The sequence below is a fragment of the Bradyrhizobium sp. HKCCYLRH2047 genome (assembly GCF_051168175.1).
GTDB lineage: Bacteria > Pseudomonadota > Alphaproteobacteria > Rhizobiales > Xanthobacteraceae > Bradyrhizobium.
Window position 1 is genome coordinate 174,166 of sequence record NZ_JBNPUM010000005.1, and the last position, 18,152, is coordinate 192,317.

18 protein-coding genes are annotated in these 18,152 nt (G+C 65.6%); 7 read left to right on the forward strand and 11 right to left on the reverse strand.

Translation table 11 applies throughout. The annotated features are described in order from the left end of the window. Positions 1–68: 68 nt before the first annotated feature. The 4 genes from ACQR1D_RS14040 to ACQR1D_RS14055 all read right to left on the reverse strand — a co-directional run bounded on the left by ACQR1D_RS14040 (position 69) and on the right by ACQR1D_RS14055 (position 3,842). Positions 69–1,295, reverse strand: a complete 1,227-nt coding sequence (locus tag ACQR1D_RS14040) for a threonine ammonia-lyase (RefSeq protein WP_315800118.1) — start codon at positions 1,293–1,295, stop codon at positions 69–71. Positions 1,296–1,412: 117 nt separating this feature from the next. Next, complete coding sequence (gene argC / locus ACQR1D_RS14045; RefSeq protein WP_434839494.1) at positions 1,413–2,405, reverse strand: N-acetyl-gamma-glutamyl-phosphate reductase; 993 nt, start codon at positions 2,403–2,405, stop codon at positions 1,413–1,415. Between the two features lie 10 nt (positions 2,406–2,415). Beyond that, positions 2,416–3,066: an FMN-binding negative transcriptional regulator gene (locus tag ACQR1D_RS14050; protein WP_434839493.1), complete on the reverse strand. Its 651-nt coding sequence runs from the start codon at positions 3,064–3,066 to the stop codon at positions 2,416–2,418. A 245-nt stretch (positions 3,067–3,311) separates the two neighbouring features. Continuing rightward, positions 3,312–3,842, reverse strand: coding sequence for a DedA family protein (locus ACQR1D_RS14055; protein ID WP_315800121.1), 531 nt, complete (start codon positions 3,840–3,842; stop codon positions 3,312–3,314). Between the two features lie 271 nt (positions 3,843–4,113). Between ACQR1D_RS14055 and parE the strand changes: the two genes are divergently transcribed. From parE to ACQR1D_RS14075, 4 genes are all read left to right on the forward strand, one after another. Next, positions 4,114–6,177 carry a DNA topoisomerase IV subunit B gene (gene parE / locus ACQR1D_RS14060; protein ID WP_434839492.1) on the forward strand — a complete coding sequence of 688 codons (2,064 nt, stop codon included), beginning with the start codon at positions 4,114–4,116 and terminating at the stop codon, positions 6,175–6,177. 238 nt (positions 6,178–6,415) lie between these two features. Beyond that, a complete protein-coding gene (locus ACQR1D_RS14065) occupies positions 6,416–7,189 on the forward strand; it encodes an outer membrane protein (protein ID WP_316215733.1) in 774 nt (257 codons plus the stop codon). Between the two features lie 202 nt (positions 7,190–7,391). After that, positions 7,392–7,577, forward strand: a complete 186-nt coding sequence (locus tag ACQR1D_RS14070; protein WP_009027935.1) for a hypothetical protein — start codon at positions 7,392–7,394, stop codon at positions 7,575–7,577. A 27-nt stretch (positions 7,578–7,604) separates the two neighbouring features. Further along, positions 7,605–8,372, forward strand: a complete 768-nt coding sequence (locus ACQR1D_RS14075) for an SDR family NAD(P)-dependent oxidoreductase (protein ID WP_315800124.1) — start codon at positions 7,605–7,607, stop codon at positions 8,370–8,372. 8 nt (positions 8,373–8,380) lie between these two features. Here ACQR1D_RS14075 and ACQR1D_RS14080 read toward each other — a convergent pair whose 3' ends face one another. Further along, positions 8,381–9,877, reverse strand: coding sequence for a caspase family protein (locus ACQR1D_RS14080; RefSeq protein WP_434839491.1), 1,497 nt, complete (start codon positions 9,875–9,877; stop codon positions 8,381–8,383). A 179-nt stretch (positions 9,878–10,056) separates the two neighbouring features. Between ACQR1D_RS14080 and ACQR1D_RS14085 the strand changes: the two genes are divergently transcribed. From ACQR1D_RS14085 to ACQR1D_RS14095, 3 genes are all read left to right on the forward strand, one after another. Further along, positions 10,057–10,224: a hypothetical protein gene (locus ACQR1D_RS14085; protein ID WP_315800125.1), complete on the forward strand. Its 168-nt coding sequence runs from the start codon at positions 10,057–10,059 to the stop codon at positions 10,222–10,224. A 132-nt stretch (positions 10,225–10,356) separates the two neighbouring features. After that, a complete protein-coding gene (locus tag ACQR1D_RS14090) occupies positions 10,357–11,823 on the forward strand; it encodes a DEAD/DEAH box helicase (RefSeq protein WP_315800126.1) in 1,467 nt (488 codons plus the stop codon). Between the two features lie 347 nt (positions 11,824–12,170). Then, a complete protein-coding gene (locus ACQR1D_RS14095; protein WP_316215732.1) occupies positions 12,171–13,238 on the forward strand; it encodes a GGDEF domain-containing protein in 1,068 nt (355 codons plus the stop codon). Positions 13,239–13,269: 31 nt separating this feature from the next. Here the strand turns inward: ACQR1D_RS14095 and ACQR1D_RS14100 are convergent, their stop codons facing one another. The 6 genes from ACQR1D_RS14100 to sufC all read right to left on the reverse strand — a co-directional run bounded on the left by ACQR1D_RS14100 (position 13,270) and on the right by sufC (position 18,090). Further along, positions 13,270–13,824, reverse strand: a complete 555-nt coding sequence (locus ACQR1D_RS14100; RefSeq protein WP_434839490.1) for a TfoX/Sxy family protein — start codon at positions 13,822–13,824, stop codon at positions 13,270–13,272. A 117-nt stretch (positions 13,825–13,941) separates the two neighbouring features. Then, positions 13,942–14,331 (reverse strand): HesB/IscA family protein, encoded by a 390-nt coding sequence (locus ACQR1D_RS14105; RefSeq protein WP_257170803.1) that lies wholly within the window; start codon positions 14,329–14,331, stop codon positions 13,942–13,944. A 61-nt stretch (positions 14,332–14,392) separates the two neighbouring features. Next, on the reverse strand, positions 14,393–14,764 hold the full coding sequence (locus ACQR1D_RS14110; protein WP_315800129.1) for an SUF system Fe-S cluster assembly protein: 372 nt from the start codon (positions 14,762–14,764) through the stop codon (positions 14,393–14,395). Then, positions 14,761–16,008 (reverse strand): cysteine desulfurase, encoded by a 1,248-nt coding sequence (locus ACQR1D_RS14115; RefSeq protein WP_315800130.1) that lies wholly within the window; start codon positions 16,006–16,008, stop codon positions 14,761–14,763. The genes ACQR1D_RS14110 and ACQR1D_RS14115 overlap by 4 nt, the downstream gene beginning before the upstream one ends. Next, entirely contained in the window at positions 16,005–17,318 is a 1,314-nt protein-coding gene (gene sufD, locus ACQR1D_RS14120) for a Fe-S cluster assembly protein SufD (protein ID WP_434839489.1), read from the reverse strand. Before sufD ends, ACQR1D_RS14115 begins: the two co-directional genes overlap by 4 nt. 19 nt (positions 17,319–17,337) lie before the next feature. Next, positions 17,338–18,090: a Fe-S cluster assembly ATPase SufC gene (gene sufC, locus ACQR1D_RS14125; RefSeq protein WP_315800132.1), complete on the reverse strand. Its 753-nt coding sequence runs from the start codon at positions 18,088–18,090 to the stop codon at positions 17,338–17,340. Positions 18,091–18,152 lie beyond the last annotated feature (62 nt).

The window sequence follows — 18,152 nt, forward strand, 5'->3', positions numbered from 1 at the left end:
AGGCGGGGACCGACCGGCGCGAGCTGGCGCCGGCTGCGCAAGAGAATATGCCGTGGACCGTATGACGCTCAGGTGCACCGTGCCTTGAAATCGGCGGCGACGAGTTTTGCCATCACGTCGTTGAGGTGGGCCTGGTCGCGCGTCTCGATCACCAGCTCCAGCAGGGTCGCCTTCGCCGGCAGGTCCGAGAAGGTGCGCTGGTGCGAGACCTCGATGATGTTGGCGCCCGCATCCGCAAGCAGGGTGGAGACGGCCGCGAGCTGTCCCGGGCGGTCGACGATGTCGATCGACAACTGCGTCAGCCGCCCCTCACGCGCCAGCTCGCGGGTCAGGACCGAGGCGATCAACCGGGTATCGATGTTGCCGCCGCTCAGCACCAGGCCGACATTGCGTCCGGCAAACTGCGCAGGATGCGCGAGCACGGCGGCGAGACCGACGGCGCCGGCGCCTTCGACCACTGTCTTCTCGATCGAGATCAAGGTCGCCAGTGCACGCTCGATCTGCGGCTCGGTGACCAGCAATATGTCATCGACGAGCTGTCGGATGATCTCGGTCGTGATCCGGCCCGGCGACTTCACCGCGATGCCCTCGGCCAGCGTATCACCGCGCATCGGCAGCTGGCTGTTGCGGACGGCGTTGTACATGGAGGGATAGAGTTCGGCCTGCACGCCGACGATGCGCAGGCCCGGCTTGATGGCGCGCGCCGCGACCGCCATGCCAGAGATCAGCCCGCCGCCCCCGATCGGCACCACGAGCGTATCGAGCTCGGGGACCACCGCGAGCATCTCCAGCGCCACCGTGCCCTGCCCGGCGATGATCAGCGGATCGTCGTACGGGTGGATCATGGTCATGCCCTTGGCCGCACCGTGCTCCCTGGCAAATGCCCCCGCCTCTTCCAGGGTGGCGCCGGAAATCACGACCTCGGCGCCGTGCCGCTTGGTGTTCTCCACCTTCACCATCGGCGTGCCCACCGGCATCACGATGGTCGCGGGAATGCCGAGACGCCGCGCATTGTAGGCGACGCCCTGCGCGTGGTTGCCGGCCGACATCGCGATCACGCCGCGTTCGCGCTGCCCGGCGGACAGCGCATTCAGCCGGTTCAGCGCGCCGCGCTCCTTGAACGAGGAGGTGAACTGCAGGTTCTCGAATTTGAGCCAGACGTTGCAGCCGCAGATCTCGCCGAGCGTCCTGCTCTGGTTGCAGGCCGTCGCGAGCACGGCGCCGCCGATGGTTTCCGCGGCGGCGCGCACGTCGTTGACGGTGACGGGCAGCGCGTTCAAATCGGTGGCGGTCATGGGTCTGCCCATTCCTCAGCGTGCGTCATTGCACAGCGCGGCCGGCGGAACGCAGGCCGTCGCATGATGTTGCCGATCGTGCCCGGCGCTTCCGCGACCGGATGATTCAGATCGATCTCAGCTCACGAGATCGGGCAGTCCGAGCATCAGCCGCATGTTCTGCACGGCCGCGCCCGATGCGCCCTTGCCGAGATTGTCGAGCCGCGCCACCAGCACCGCCTGATGATGCTTGTCGCTGGCGAAGACGTAGAGCTCGAGCTCGTTGGTCTCGTTCAGCGCCTCCGGCTCGAGCCGGCCGCTCTTGGCCGCCGCGCCGTCGAGCGGCATCACCGAGACGTATTGGCTGCCGGCATAGTGCTTCGCCAGGGCCGCCTGCAGGTCCGAGCCCGACGGCCTGCCCGGCAGGGTGTCGAGCTGCAGCGGCACGGAGACCAGCATGCCCTGCCGGTAGTTGCCGACCGAGGGAATGAAGATCGGCCGCCGGGTCAGCCGCGAATAGAGCTGCAATTCGGGCAGATGCTTGTGCTCGAGGCCGAGGCCGTACAGCTCGAAGCTCGGCGCGGTGCCGTTCTCGAAGGCCGCGATCATGGTCTTGCCGCCGCCGGAATAGCCGCTGACGGCATTCACCGTCACCGGATAGTCCTGCGGCAGCAGGCCGGCATCGACCAATGGCCGCAACAGCGCGATGCCACCGGTGGGATAGCAGCCGGGGTTGGAGACCTTGCGTGCATTGCGGATCTTGTCGGCCTGATCGGCGGCGAGCTCGGGAAAGCCATAGGCCCAGTCCGGCGCGACGCGATAGGCGGTCGACGCGTCCAGCACCTTCGGCGCAGAGCTGCCCATGCCGTCGATCAGCGCCACCGTCTCCTTGGCGGCGTCATCGGGCAGGCAGAGGATGACGAGATCGACCTCGGCCATCAGCGCCCGCTTGGCTGCCGGATCCTTGCGCTTGTCCTCGGCGATCGTCTTCACGACGATATCCGGCTGGTGCCGGAGCCGCTCGGCGATTCCCAGGCCGGTCGTGCCCGAGCCGCCGTCGACGAACACGGCGCGTGTCGTAGTCCCGGAGGTGGTGTGAGCTTTCGGCAAATTGCTGTCGATCACGGTCATGACACGCTCCTTAGGTGTGGGTTTCGCCGGCAAAGGCCTGGGGCCGCGCCTGCCGCATGAGAGACGATATCTGTTGCGAGCCGATGTCGGGCCGCTCGCCGAGCCGGGTCGCGACCGCCGCATAATCGGCTTCCGACTTATGCTGGTTGAGCTTGAAGCTGCCCTCGACCTCGTCGATCGTCATCACGATGCCGACGATCGCCTTGCGCATCGCCTCGAGCCGGCCAGCGCTCATCTTGCCCGAGGTCCACGGCGCCTTCGGCAACAGCCATTGCTCGAACTTGGCGCTGACCGCATCCACCTGCTCTGCAAGCTCCGCCTCCGACAGGATGCGCGCCGGGCCGGTCAGATGCACCGCCTGATAAAGCCAGGTCGGCACCTGATCGGGCGAGACGTACCAGTCGGCCGACACATAGGCATCGGCGCCGTTGACGGCGAGCAGCCACCGCGTCGCGCCGTCGGCGAGCTTCGCCAGCGGATTGCCGCGGGCGACGTGGAAGAACGCCTGCGGCGTGCCGTCGTTCAGCGCCCCCAGGTGAAACGGCACGGAGGACGCAATCGGCCTAGTGCCGTCCCACGCGCAGACCGTGCCGAAGCCGCGCGCCTCCGCAAAGCCGAGGCTCGCGGCGCGATCGGGCTTGAAGGGCGGTGGCGTGTACATCGGAAAACTCCTGCTGGACGAAGGAGCCGCCTGATCGATCGCGCTGCAAGGAGAAAGTTTGCCGCGGGACGGATCCGGCGGCAGGGGCTGTGATCTAGACGCAGATCATCGCCCGTACCGCGGAGGTACGACGGCGCATTTCGGCGATCATGTTGGTCGCTGCGTTGATCATGGGGGCAGGCCTATAGGGCCGCAGGGTTCCTGCGTCAAGCTCGCACGTCGGCCCGGCCCGTTCGGGGCCGGCGTTAGACCGCATGCCACAGCCATTCCATGGTGCGCCCGATGATGTCGCCGAACAACAGCAGCACCGCCGACCACACCAGCGCCGACACGAAGTTGGCGATCTGGAACACCATGTAGGGCATCTCGAAAATGCCCGCCGCCAGCGGCACCGACGCGCGCAACGGGCCGAAGAACCGGCCGATGAAGATGCTCGGCACGCCCCAATCGCGCACGAAGGCCTCGCCGCGCGGCAGCAGCTCCGGGTATCGCGACAGCGGCCACATCTGGGCGACGCGGTCCTTGTAGCGGTAGCCGAACCAGTAGGAGACCCAGTCGCCGAGCGCGGCGCCGATTCCACCGGCCAACCATATCGGCCAGAAGCTGATCCCGGTGGCGCCGATCAAGGCGCCGATCGCGACCAGGGCGCCCCAGGCGGGAATCAGGAGCGAGACGAAGGCCAGGGACTCGCCAAAGGCAAGCAGCAGGACGATCGGAGCAGCCCAGGCCTGATGGTCGCGCACGAAGTCGGCAACCGCGCGGCCAAAATCTTCCATCTGCTCGACGCCTTTCTGCTCCGCGGCGCTTAAGTGCTTGAAGGCCTTCGCGGTTCCATGGCGCAGACTGGTACGCCACCGAACCCGCCCACTTCAAGTCACAACAACCGGCTGAACCGCGTGAACAGCGGCGATCCGGCGATCGGAACCGGCCAAAACGTGGCGGGCTGGTGAACGTCGTTGTTTCCCGGGGTCATTGTTTTATGCCGGTCCATGGCATAGTCAGGCCCAACGATTCGTTCCATCTTGCGCACACGCAACATCCAATTCCATGGGTAAACCGTTGAAATCAGCTGCAAAAGCCAAGGCCAAGGGCGTCACGGACCCGTTGGCGGCGTTCGCCGCCAAGGGCAAGGCTCCGGCCAAGCCAGCCGCCCGCGCAGGCAGCGCCGAGGGCGATTACACCGCCCGTGACATCGAGGTCCTCGAGGGCCTGGAGCCGGTGCGGCGCCGCCCCGGCATGTATATCGGCGGCACCGACGAAAAGGCGCTGCACCACCTGTTCGCCGAGGTCATCGACAACTCGATGGACGAGGCGCTGGCCGGCCACGCCACCTTCATCGAGGTCGAGCTCGATGCCGAAGGCTTCCTCACCGTGACCGACAACGGCCGCGGCATTCCGATCGATCCACATCCGAAGTTTCCCAAGAAGTCGGCGCTCGAGATCATCATGTGCACCCTGCACGCGGGCGGCAAGTTCGACTCCAAGGTCTACGAGACCTCGGGCGGTCTGCACGGCGTCGGCATCTCCGTGGTGAACGCGCTGTCGACCCGGCTCGAGGTCGAGGTCGCACGCAACCAGAAGCTCTACCGCATGATCTTCGAGCGCGGCCACCCGAAGGGCAAGCTCGAGGAGGTCGGCAAGGTCGCCAACCGGCGCGGCACACGGGTACGTTTCCAACCCGACCCGACCATCTTCGGCGCCAAGGCGACGTTCAAGCCGCAGCGCCTGTTCAAGATGGCGCGCTCGAAAGCCTATCTGTTCGGCGGCGTCGAGATCCGCTGGAAATGCGATCCGTCGCTGCTGAAGGGCATCGAGGACGTCCAGCCCGAGGCGACGTTCCACTTCCCCGGCGGCCTGAAGGACTATCTGGCCGCAGCGATCCATGCCGACACGCTGGTCCATCCGGATATCTTCGCCGGCAAGTCCGGCCGCACCGGCGGCCACGGCGGCTGCGAATGGGCGGTGGCCTGGACGGCCGATGCCGACGGCTTCCTGTCGTCCTACTGCAACACGATTCCGACGCCCGACGGCGGCACGCATGAATCGGGTATCCGCAGCGCACTCCTGCGCGGCCTGAAGGACCACGCCGAGCGCGTCGGCCAGGGCAAGCGCTCCGCCAACATCACCTCCGAGGACATTATGGCGGGCGCCGCCATCATGCTCTCGGTGTTCGTGCGCGAGCCGGAATTCCAGGGCCAGACCAAGGATCGCCTCGCGACCGCCGAAGCCCAGCGCATCGTCGAGCAGGCGGTCAAAGACCCGTTCGATCACTGGCTGTCGGGCAATCCGGTGCAGGCGAACCGGCTGCTCGACTTCGTCGTCGAGCGCGCCGAGGAGCGCATCCGCCGCCGCCAGGAGAAGGAGACGGCGCGCAAGACCGCGACCAAGAAGCTGCGCCTGCCCGGCAAGCTCGCCGACTGCACCGACGCCGGCACCGAAGGCTCCGAGCTGTTCATCGTCGAGGGCGATTCGGCCGGCGGCAGCGCCAAGCAGGCGCGCGACCGCAAGAAGCAGGCGGTGCTGCCGCTGCGCGGCAAGATCCTCAACGTGGCCTCCGCCGGCAAGGACAAGCTGACGGCGAATGCCCAGCTCGCCGACCTCGTGATGGCGATCGGCGCAGGCACGGGCACGTCGTATCGCGAAGAGGATCTGCGCTACCAGCGCATCATCATCATGACCGATGCCGACGTGGACGGCGCCCACATCGCCTCGCTGCTGATCACGTTCTTCTACAGGCAGATGAGACCGCTGATCGACGAGGGCCACCTCTACCTCGCCGTGCCGCCGCTCTACCGACTGACCCATGGCAGCAAGACGTTCTACGCGCGCGACGATGCCCACCGGGACGAGCTCCTCAAGCGCGAGTTCAACGCCAACGCCAAGGTCGAGATCGGCCGCTTCAAAGGTCTCGGCGAGATGATGCCGGCGCAATTGAAGGAAACCACCATGGATCCGGCCAGGCGCACCCTGCTGCGCGTGATGCTGCTCGCCGAAGATCGCGACGGCACCGCCGACTCGGTCGAGCGGCTGATGGGGACCAAGGCGGAGGCCCGCTTTGCCTTCATTTCGGAAAAGGCCGAATTCGCCAGCGACGAGCTGCTCGACGTCTAGCTTTTGACCCGATTTCACGCCTCGATTGCAGGTTCCATTCCCTCGCGCGAACCTGCAATCACCTAGTTTGATCAGAGACTTACGAGGGCCGCGCGCATCCCGCAGCGCACTTTCCCCTCCGGTGTGCTCAACCTGCAACAGCTTTTGGGCACCAATCGGCTATAGTTCGGGCACATCTGGCGAGGGAATCGCCGCCGCAACCCGGCACCTGCGACACGACGATCTTGGGGAATTGAATATGAAAAAGCTTTTGCTTGCTGCCACTGCGCTGGTTGCGATCACGGGTGCCGCTTCGGCTGCTGATCTGGCGGCTCGCCCCTATGTGAAGGCGCCGATGATGCCGGTGGCGCCGAGCTGGACCGGTTTCTACATCTTCGGTGGCGCCGGCGGCGGCCTCTGGGATGCCGACTCGCACACCAACTTCAACGGCGTGCCGGTGACCATCGATCAGCGCGTCGGCGGCGACGGCTTCCTCGGCACGGTCGGCGCGGGCTATGACTGGCAGGTCAACCCGACCTGGGTCTTCGGCGTGTTCGCCGATGGTCAGTTCGGCAGCCTGCGCGGCACCCTGCAGGATCAGTTCGCTGCCCTGACGGGCCGCATCAAGATGGAAACCGCCTGGGCCGCGGGCGCCCGCGTCGGCTACCTGGTTGCGCCGAACGTGCTGTCCTACGTCAACGCCGGCTACTCCGGTTCGCACTGGTCGGGCACTGGCCTGACCACCCTCACGGGCGCGGCGTCCGGCTTCCACACCGACTCGTTCAACCGCAACGGCTGGTTCGTCGGTGGCGGCGTCGAGAACAACCTGAACATCTTCGGCATCTCGGCGCCGGGCTGGTTCATGAAGACCGAATATCGCGCCGCCTACTACGACCGCAAGGACATCGCGGTCCGTACCGACGTCGGCAACCTCGCGACGACCGACTCGGTCAGCTTCAAGCCGTGGGTGCAGACCATCAGCACCTCGCTGGTTTACCGCTTCAACTGGACCGGCCCGGCCGTCAAGTACTGAGCGGACCGCACGCGGTCTTTCGATTTTTCTGCGAAAAGCCCCGGTTGATCCGGGGCTTTTTGTTTTTGCCTCCGATATTGGCGGCTGGAGCCGCTGGTCATCTGCCGCGGCGGCCGCTAGCCTCCTCGTCATAAAACTTCACAAAAAAGACGGCAGCAGCGTCTCCGATGCTGTGACGCGGTCGATGAGGGAGGAAGTGGCCATGCGGAGATTCCTGATGATCGGCGGCCTGCTTCTGCTCGCCGTCGGCCTGCTCTGGGTCGGCCAGGGCACCGGGGTGGTGGCATGGCCGCGGACGAGCTTCATGATCAACCAGCTGCAATGGGCCGGCTACGGCGTCGGCATGGGTGCACTCGGCCTGGTGATGATCTGGCAGGGCACCTGCTGACGTCTGACAACAACATGGAGACACGACATGGCGGGCCGCTTCGACCTGAGTGGCAAGGTTGCGATCGTGACAGGAGGCAACGGCGGAATCGGCCTGGGGATGGCGCGCGGGCTTGCCGATGCCGGCGCCGACATTGCCGTGGTCGGCCGCAACGAAGCCAAGTCACAGGCGGCGGTGGCTGATCTCGCCGGTCGCGGCGGCCGTGCCATCGCCGTCACAGCCGACGTCAGCGACAAGGACGACGTCGCCGCCATGGTCGCGCGCGTGGCCAGCGAGCTCGGTCGTATCGACATCCTCATCAACAATGCCGGCATGAGCATTCGCAAGCCGCCGCACGTGCTCGAGCTGGAGGAGTGGCAGCAGGTGATCGACACCAATCTCACCAGCGCGTTCCTGTGCTCGAAGGCCGCCTACCCGGCCCTCAAGGCGAGCGGCGGCGGCAAGATCATCAACATCGGCTCGATGCTGTCGATCTTCGGCGCCAGCTTCGCGCCGGCCTACGCGGCCAGCAAAGGCGGCATCGTGCAGTACACGCGCGCCTGTGCCTGCGCCTGGGCGCCCGACAACATCCAGGTCAACGCGATTCTGCCGGGCTGGATCGACACCGACCTGACGCGCGCGGCGCGTAGCCAGATCGACGGCCTGCACGACCGCGTGCTGGCGCGCACGCCCGCGGCACGGTGGGGCGACATCGACGACTTCGCCGGCATCGCGACGTTCCTGAGCTCGCCGGCCTCCGACTTCGTCACCGGTACCGCGATTCCCGTCGATGGTGGCTATTCGATCATGGCGTAGCCGACGCCTCAGCGTCGAAAGCTCTTGATCTCGGAGACGCTGCCGTCGCGATAGGTCAACTCCACCGAGACGAACTTCGTCGCCGGCGGCAGCTTCAAATAGGGCGTGGCGTTGGAGGGAATCGCAATGGGATCGCGCATGTCGCAGCCGGGCATGTTGAGGACCTTGTCCGGCACCGCCGTGTCGATGCCGATGCGGACCTCGCGGATGGCGCAGCGATACGACATCAGGTGCGTGTAGTAGACCAGGAGGCCGTTGAACTCGCGGAACGACAGCCAGCTCGTCGCGGTCATGTCGAGGATCTTGCGCTGGTCGTGCACCAGCGCGGCCTCCGGCTCGAAGCGGATCGGGAACGGTCCCTGCATCTCGCCGGATGCATCGACATAGCGGACCTGGATGGTGCCCGCGGGCGCATCCGCCGGCAGCTGGATCGAGGGATTGGGCATGCGCTTGCGCGTGCGCGGATCGAGCACGTCCATGAAGCCTGTCTCGCGAAACTCTCCTGCGTCGCCCATGCGCCAGGAAATGCCGAGCGTCGGATCGGCGATCGAGAAGGTGACGGTCCAGCCGCCATTGTGGCGCGAGAACATCGCGATCGGTGCGTTCAGGCTCTCGTTCGCCGGCGGAATGCGCGGCGCGGAGACGGGAGGCAGCGCCGCAAGCTTCTGCTGCGGCTCGGCCGGCTTGTCGGCCGCAGCCGGCCCCTTCGCCATGCCGTTGAGAAAGACATCGTCGACCATCTGGTCGAAATAGACCGGGATCTGCTTGTGCCGCACGGTCTCGGCGAGCTCGCTGACCACGCGGCGGGTGCGCTGCGCGACCTGCACCAGATTGACGCCGGGCTGCGTCAGCTCCTTGGCGAAGGTGCGCGTGAACACCGAGTTCGGATTGGCGTCATCGTTGGAGAGACGGTCGAGCGCGGTCTGGCGTGGGCCGGCCGAGAACACCGAGAATACGCCTTCGGGCAACTGCGTCATCGGCGCCAGGCCGCCCCCGCCCGCCACCGCGCGCGTGCCCGAGCGCTCGAACGGATTGTTGCGGCAGGCATCGAACACCAGGATCGAGGTGCGCGCCTTCTTGTTCTGCAGCCGCTCGATGACGCGGTCCGCGAGGATCGAGGCGTCGCGCACCAGCTCTTCCTGGCCTTCGGTGGCCGCGGGCACGTCGGTCGGCAACAGGAAGTTCTGGCCCGCGATCTCGAAGCCATGACCGGCATAGAAGAAGAACGCGGTGTCGCCCGGCTCGACGGCGTTGTCGAACGCCAGCAGCGTCTGGCTGAACTGCTGGCGATTGAGATTCTCCGCGACCATGACGTTGAAGCCGAGCTGCTTCAGCGTGTCGCCCATCGTCCGCGCGTCGTTGACGGCCTTCTGCAGCTTCGGCACGAACCGGTAGTCGTTATTGCCGATCACGAGCGCGACGCGCTTCTCGGCACGCGCGGCCGGCGCCAGAACCACCGCCAGCATCGCCAGCCCGCACGCCAGCCACATCCGCATCGATCTCATCGTCCGTCCCTGCACTCATCGCGTGGGCTGCCGCCCTCGGATAGTCGACGGCACGCCGCCACCGGTTCATCCCCGGGGCACACGCGGCTGCTCCCCCTGCCGAACACACGCCGCAATTCCGTCGACAATTCGACCGGAGCGCTTTCCGCGACCGGCCGCCAGTGCTTCGGAGCACCCGAATGCGACAGCTCGACGACAGGTTGCCTGCAAATAATGCAAAAACATTAAGCTTTTTCGGTACTTCGCCCCCCTCTTCCATTGACTTTGCAGGATTCGCCCCTATCTTCCGCAGCAGCGCGGCCGGATCGCATCCGATTCCTGAGAAATTGACCGCGGGCCGGCGCTAGTCAGAAAACCCCCAGCTTCCTTAGAGCATGCCGTTTCGGGGTTGAGCGCGACCACAGCCTTTTACCCTCGATTCCTAACGGCGGCGTCGAATAGAGGCCCCGTCGCCTATCGGCGCGTGACATAGAGGCTCGATGTCTTTTTCCAATCTCGGCTTGTCCGACAAGGTGTTGGCTGCAGTTGCGGCCACCGGCTACACCAACCCGACCCCCATTCAGGAACAGGCGATTCCTCATGTGCTGGCGCGCCGCGACGTGCTCGGCATCGCCCAGACCGGTACCGGCAAGACCGCCGCTTTCGTCCTGCCGATGCTCACGATCCTCGAAAAGGGCCGCGCCCGCGCGCGAATGCCACGCACCCTGATCCTGGAGCCGACCCGCGAGCTGGCGGCCCAGGTCAAAGAGAACTTCGATCGCTACGGCGCCGGACAGAAGCTCAATGTCGCCCTGCTGATCGGCGGCGTCTCCTTCGGCGACCAGGACGCCAAGCTGACCCGCGGGGTCGACGTGCTGATCGCCACGCCGGGCCGACTGCTCGATCATACCGAGCGCGGCGGCCTTCTCCTCACTGGCGTCGAGTTGCTGGTCATCGACGAAGCCGACCGCATGCTCGACATGGGCTTCATTCCCGACATCGAACGCATCTGCAAGCTCGTTCCCTTCACCCGCCAGACCCTGTTCTTCACCGCGACCATGCCGCCGGAAATCCGGCGCATCACCGAAGCCTTCCTGCACAATCCGCAGAAGGTCGAGGTCTCCAAGCCGGCGACGACAGCCGTCACGGTGACCCAGTTGCAGGTGCCCTCGGGACGCGAGGCGCATCAGAAGCGCGAGGTGCTGCGCAGGCTGTTGCGGGACGCCAAGGATCTCAACAACGCGATCATCTTCTGCAACCGCAAGCGTGATGTCGCCATCGTTCACAAGTCGCTGCAGAAGCATGGCTTCAGCGTCGGCGCCCTGCACGGCGACATGGACCAGTCGGCCCGCACCGCCGCGCTCGATCAATTCCGCAAGGGCGAACTGCCATTGCTCGTCGCCTCCGACGTCGCCGCACGCGGCCTCGACATTCCCGAAGTCAGCCACGTCTTCAATTTCGACGTGCCGCATCATTCGGACGACTACGTTCACCGCATCGGCCGTACCGGCCGCGCCGGACGGACCGGCACTGCAATCTCGATCGTGGCTCCGGCCGACCAGAAGTCGATGGTCGCGATCGAGAAGCTGATCGGACAAGGCATTCCCACCATCGAAGGCGACTACGAGGTGCAGGAATCCTCGGGCGACGAGGACAGCCGTGAGCGGCGTCCGCGCGACGCCGCGCGTCGCGGCAGCCGCGGCAAGGCGCGGGAGCGCGATGCGGGATCGCGTGATCGTGATGCAGCTCCGCGCGAGCGCGATCGTGAGCCGCGGCCAGCAGCGCCGCGCGCCGCCCAGGCAGCTTCTCCCCGGCCTGCTGCGCCGAGCGCCCGCAAGGAACAACCGCGTAACGAACAGCCTCGCAATGAAGCGCGGCGGCCGCGGCGCGACCACGACAACGAGCCTGCCGATCATTCACATCTGCCGGCGTTCCTGCTTCGCCCGGTGCGGGCCCCGCTTCCCTGAGCGAGTACAAGATTCCGGGCTGCGCGACATGCGGCCGCCCGGACTGTCGCGTCCGCGATGATCAGTTGCTGCATTCGTCGTACTTGACTGGAGTCGACATCGCCGAGCCCTCGGCGAATGCGCGCGTGCGCGAATAGTTCCAGCTCGCGCCAGCAAGTTCCCGCAGCATCCTATGCAGCTCATTGAACATATGCGGTGCCGGTCCCAGATGAACGGCTCGTGCGCATATCCGGGACTCTACGGCCGTATTTACCCCTGGTTCACAAACGTCCTTTAGCTTGGCCGGCATTGTTTATTTCATTGCTGTGACGACGACGGCGACGCGGGCGATTGGGGGAGAACCTGTGGTGGTCAATGCGCTTGACGAACACGAACGCACGATAGGCTTCGCCGAAGTCGCGCTCAGCCAGATCAGAACGCTTCGCCATTCGGCCAATCCGCGCAACTACGAGATCTGGTACGTCTACGCGACGGGCTACAACGCACCGCTGAACGAGATCATCAACGAGACGCTGTCGCGCAACGGCAAGCTGTCGCAGTCCGATCTGGATCAGCTCTACGACTCCTACCTCGCGCATCTCAAGACCTCGGATCGCATCGACAAGGTCGGCGCGCGCGTGGTCGGCGAGATCGACGACCTGATGAACATGCTCAGCGATGCTCTCGGCAGGACGGCGAGCTACGATGCGACCCTCGCGGGCGCCGATCTGCGGCTTGCATCGGCCACCAGCCGCGAGCAACTGGTCGACATCATCGAGGCGCTAGCCCATTCGACCAAGCAGATGCGCGAAACCAACCGCATCCTCGAAGAGCGGCTGACGCTGTCGAAGGACGAGATCAGCGGGCTGCAACACAGCCTGGAGGTGATCCGGGCCGAGAGCCTGACCGATCCGCTCACAGGGCTCGGCAACCGCAAATATTTCGACCGGATGCTCGAGACGACGGTGCAGTCGGGGCTCGCGACCCAGCAGCCGCTGTCGCTGCTGATGTTCGACATCGACCATTTCAAGTCCTTCAACGACTCCTACGGACATCTCACCGGAGACCAGGTGCTGCGGCTCGTCGGGATGACCCTGAAGCATGCCATCAAGGGCCAGGACATCGCCGCGCGCTACGGCGGCGAGGAGTTCGCTGTCGTTCTGCCGAACACCACGCTGCAGCACGCACTGACAGTGGCCGATCACATCCGCCGCGCCGTCACGGCAAAGGAGCTGAAGAAGAAGTCGACCGGGGAGATCCTCGGACGTGTGACGATCTCGGTCGGCCTGTCCCTGCTGCGGGCCGGTGACGATACGGATACGCTGATCGAACGCGCCGACGCCTGCCTCTATGCCGCCAAGCGCAGCGGGCGCAACAAGGTGGTGTGCGAGAACGATCCCGAATATGCGGCAGCCACGCGCGGCCAGGTTGCCTGAGGGCCAGGTGGCCAGCCGAGCGTCGAGAGCATCAGCGCGTCCGCGATGATGCTGTGCGCGACGTCCGGCCCCGCACCGCCGTCGCGCTGCGAGCCTTGCGGCCGGCGGGCGCCGTTTCCGCGCTCTTGGCAACGTTCTTGGCCACCTTCCCCGTCTTGACCGACTTGGTCTTTTTCGCTGCTGTCTTGGTCGCTCCGGACTTGCTCCGACCACGCGCCGGTACCGCCTCGCTGCGCGGCGCAGCCCGTTTCTTGCTGGTCCGCTTGCTCAAGGCGGCCCTCTGCGCCGCCGCAAACGCATCTCTCGCCCATGCCGCGAACTCATCGGTGTCGTCGAACAGATGCGCCGGCACCTGCCAATACGAGCGCACCGTCATGGTCCGCGCGCGCGTCTCGTAGGAGAACGGCTTGGATCCGGCCTCCTCGAACCTGGCAAAGCTGGCCTCATCGGCGCGCAGATAGAGACCGCTGCGCAGCGCGAGCGCAAAGTTGATGCCATCGGCAGAGATGCCGAAGCCGGAGAACATCCGCCGGATCGTGACCGGACCGAAGCCGGCGAACAGATCGGTCAGGAATTCGCGGTCCATCGCACCAGCTCCCGCCAACACCCAGTTGCTCGCCTGGAGTTTTCGGTCGGGAGGGTGGCGTGTGTCAATGTCCGGAACGCGACAGGGTCCGGTGCCGTCCCGGCGGAAAGCCGACGATCAGACCTCGGCCGGCTTGAGCTGAACCGACTCGCCGCAGCCGCAGGCGCTGATCTGGTTCGGGTTGTTGAACACGAACTGCGCCTGCATCTTGTCGGCCTGATAGTCCATCTCGGTCCCGAGCAGAAACAGCACGGCCTTGGGATCGACCAGGATCTTCACGCCCTTGTCCTCGACCACCTCGTCGGTCGGCCGGATATCGTGGGCATATTCGACCGTGTAGGACTGTCCGGCGCAGCCGCCGTTCTTGACCCCGACGCGCAATCCGATGATCTCGGATTCCGCGCGTGCGGTCAGTTCGCGGATGCGCGTGGCCGCGGCATCGGTCAGCCGCATGACCTGCGGACGGGGCCGCGGCTTCGGCTTGCTGGCGACTGGCGTGTTGGTCATATCGGTCATCTGGTCAATCCCGGCGTTCGATCAATCCCGACCGCCATTCAAACGTCGTGCCTCACCACATGTTGAGGACGAGGCGCGCCTCGTCGCTCATCCGGTCCGGCGTCCATTGCGGCTCCCAGACAATGCTCACATTCACCACGCCGACGCCCGGGACGCTGGCGATCGCGTTCTCCACCATGGTCGGCAACTCGCCGGCCGCCGGACAGTTCGGCGTCGTCAAGGTCATCATCACGTCGACGCTGCGGTCGTCCTTGATGTCGACCTTGTAGATCAGGCCGAGCTCATAGATGTCGGCCGGGATCTCCGGGTCGAACACCGTCTTCAGCGCCGCGATGATCTCGGTGGAAAGCCGCTCGGTCTCCTCCGGCGGCAGCGCCGAATGGGTTTCGACAGTCTGAGTTTTGACGTCGGCCGTGTCGGTCATGCAAACAATTCCCGCGCCTTGATCAATGCCTGTGCAAGCTGATCGACCTCTTCCCTCGTATTGTACATGCCAAACGAGGCCCTGCAGGTCGCCGTGACGTTGAATCTCTCCAAAAGCGGCATCACGCAGTGCGTGCCCGCACGCACCGCGACGCCCTGGCGGTCGATCACGGTCGCGATGTCATGAGCATGCGCCCCCTTCATCTCGAACGAGATCACCGGCCCCTTGCCCTTGGCGGTGCCGATCAGCCGCAGCGAGTTGATCTCGCGCAGCCGATCCTGGGCATAGGTGAGCAGGTCGTGCTCATGCGCGGCGATGCGCTCCTTGCCGACCGAGTTGACGTAATCGATCGCGGCGCCCAGCCCGACCGCCTCGACGATCATCGGGGTGCCCGCCTCGAACTTGTGCGGCGGATCGCCATAAGTGACCCAGTCGCGCGCAACCTCGCGGATCATCTCGCCGCCGCCATTGTAGGGGCGCATGGCAACGAGGTGGTCGTACTTGGCGTAGAGCACGCCGATCCCGGTCGGCCCGTACAGCTTGTGGCCGGTGAAGACGTAGAAGTCGCAGTCGATGTCCTGGACGTCGATGGCGAGATGCACGGCGGCCTGGCTGCCGTCGACCAGCACCGGGATGCCGCGCGCATGCGCAATCCGAACGACCTCCTTCACCGGCACGAGCGTGCCCAGCATGTTCGACATCTGCGTGATCGCGACCAGCTTGGTCCTGGGCGTCAGCAGCTTCTCGAACTCGTCGATCAGGAAGTTGCCCTCATCGTCGACCGGGGCCCACTTGATCACCGCGCCCTGCCGCTCCCTGAGGAAATGCCAGGGGACGATGTTGGAATGGTGCTCCATGATCGAGAGCACGATCTCGTCGCCCTCGCCGATGTTCGGCCCGCCCCACGACGACGCGACCAGATTGATCGCCTCGGTCGCGTTGCGGGTGAAGATGATCTCCTCGCTGCGGCGCGCATTGAGGAAGCGCGTGACCCGCTCCCGGCCGCCCTCATAGGCTTCCGTGGCGGCATTGGCGAGATAATGCAGGCCGCGATGCACGTTGGCATATTCGCTGGTATAGGCCTGCGTCATGCGGTCGAGCACCGCGCGCGGCTTCTGTGCCGAGGCGGCATTGTCGAGATAGACGAGCTTCTTGCCGTAGACCTGTAGCGCCAGCGCCGGAAAGTCCTCGCGGATGCGGGCGACGTCGTAGGATCCGTTGGAGACGGCGGGATGCGTGCTCATGCGCGCGCCTCCATCCAGTCCTGGGCGGCCGCGATGACGCGCTCGCGCAAGGAATCGTCCTCGATCGCCTCGATGGCTTCGCCGACGAAGGCCTGGATCAGCAGCGCCTGGGCCTGTTTCTCCGGCAGGCCGCGGGCCTGCAGATAGAACAACAGGCTGTCGTCGAGCGCGCCGGCGGTGGCGCCATGGCCGCAGGAGACGTCGTCGGCGAAGATCTCGAGCTCGGGCTTGCTGTCGGCCTCGGCCTCGTCGGACAACAGCAGCGCCCGCGTCATCATCTTGCCGTCGGTCTGCTGCGCGTCGGGGCGCACGATGATGCGGCCCTGGAACACCGAATGGGCGCGATCGTCGAGCACCGCACGAAAGTTCTCGCGGCTGGTGCAGCCGGGCACCGCGTGATCGACCACCAGCGTCAGGTCGCCATGCTGCCTGTCGCGCAGCAGGTTGACGCCGTTGATGATCAGCTCGCTGCCTTCGCCCTTGAGAGTGATGAAGCCCTGCAGACGACTGACGGCGCCGCCGGTCGTCATGTTGAAGAGATTGAGTTTCGACCGCGCACCGACCTCGTACTTGGCTGACGTGATGTTAACGGCATCCCCGGCATCGCGCATCAGGCGAATGGTGGACAACGCAGCGTCGTCACCGAGGGAGACGACCACGGCGTCATTGGCCTGATAGCCCGAGGCGCCATCGGCGGCGATCGCGCTTTCGATCAAGGTGGCCTGCGCGCCGTTCCCCACCGAAAGATGCGAGCGACTGGCACGCGATGCCTGCGATGCCGTCGCGATGTGAATGATCTGCAGCGGATGCGAGAGCTTTGCACCATCCGCCACGGAGATCAGGACTCCGTCGGTCGCGAGCGCACCGTTCAACAGGACCATCGCATCGTTGACGGTCGTCTCCAGCAGCCGCTCGCTGCCGGCGCTCTGCAGCGCCTCGCGCAGCGTGTGAACCTTGACACCATCTTCGGAGGCCGAGATGTCCGAGAGCTCCGCCACGAACACGCCGTCGACCAGTACCAGCTTCCGGGCGCCGTCGACGGCAACAGAAGCCAGCACGGCTTTTGCCCGTGCCAGCGCCGCCGCGTCGGGCGCGCCTGCGAGCGGCAGCACCTCGCGCATCAGCGCACGCAGATCGGTGTACTTCCATTCCTCGATACGACGGTGCGGCAGGCCGGTGCGCTCGAAGGCCGAGAAGGCTTCGCGCCGGATATCGACCACCTTGCCGGTGCCGGGCAGACGGCCCAGAGCGGCAGAGAGCAAGCTGCTCGCCGCCGGACCGCTGTCGTTCTTGACCAAAGCTACGTTCATCACAGATCCATTCGCGAGCTCAGGCCGCGTCTTCGAACTGGGCGTAGCCGGACGCCTCCAGCTCGAGCGCGAGCTCCTTGCCGCCGCTCTTCACGACGCGCCCCTTCGACATCACATGAACGACGTCGGGGACGATGTAGTTCAGCAGCCGCTGATAGTGGGTGATCACGATCATCGAGCGATCGGCTGCGCGCAGCGCGTTGACGCCGTCGGCGGCGATGCGCAGCGCGTCGATGTCGAGGCCGGAATCCATCTCGTCGAGGATGCAGAGCGACGGCTGGAACAGCGCCATCTGCAGCACCTCGTTGCGCTTCTTCTCGCCGCCGGAAAAGCCGACATTGACGCCGCGCTTGAGCATGTCCTGCGGAATGCTGAGCGATTTCGAGATCTCGCGCACCTTCCTGAGGAAGTCCGGCGTCGAATATTCCTCCTCGCCGCGCGCCTTGCGCTGCGCGTTCAGCGCTGTCCGCAGGAAGGTCATGGTCGCGACGCCGGGGATCTCCACCGGGTACTGGAACGCCAGGAACACGCCCTTGGCGGCACGCTCGTCCGGTGCCATGGCGAGCAGATCCTCGCCCTTGAACAGGATCTCGCCGCCGGTCACCTCATAGCCCGGCTTGCCGGCGATGACGTGGGACAGCGTCGACTTGCCGGAGCCGTTCGGCCCCATGATCGCATGCACCTTGCCGGCGTCGATCGACAGCGTCAGGCCGTGGAGAATCTCGCGCTCCTCGACGCGGACCTGCAGGTTGTTGATTTCGAGTAGTGCCATGATCTGTTTCCGCTCAACGCTTGCCCTGGCGGCACCGATTCCATCGGGTCCAAGGACGTATG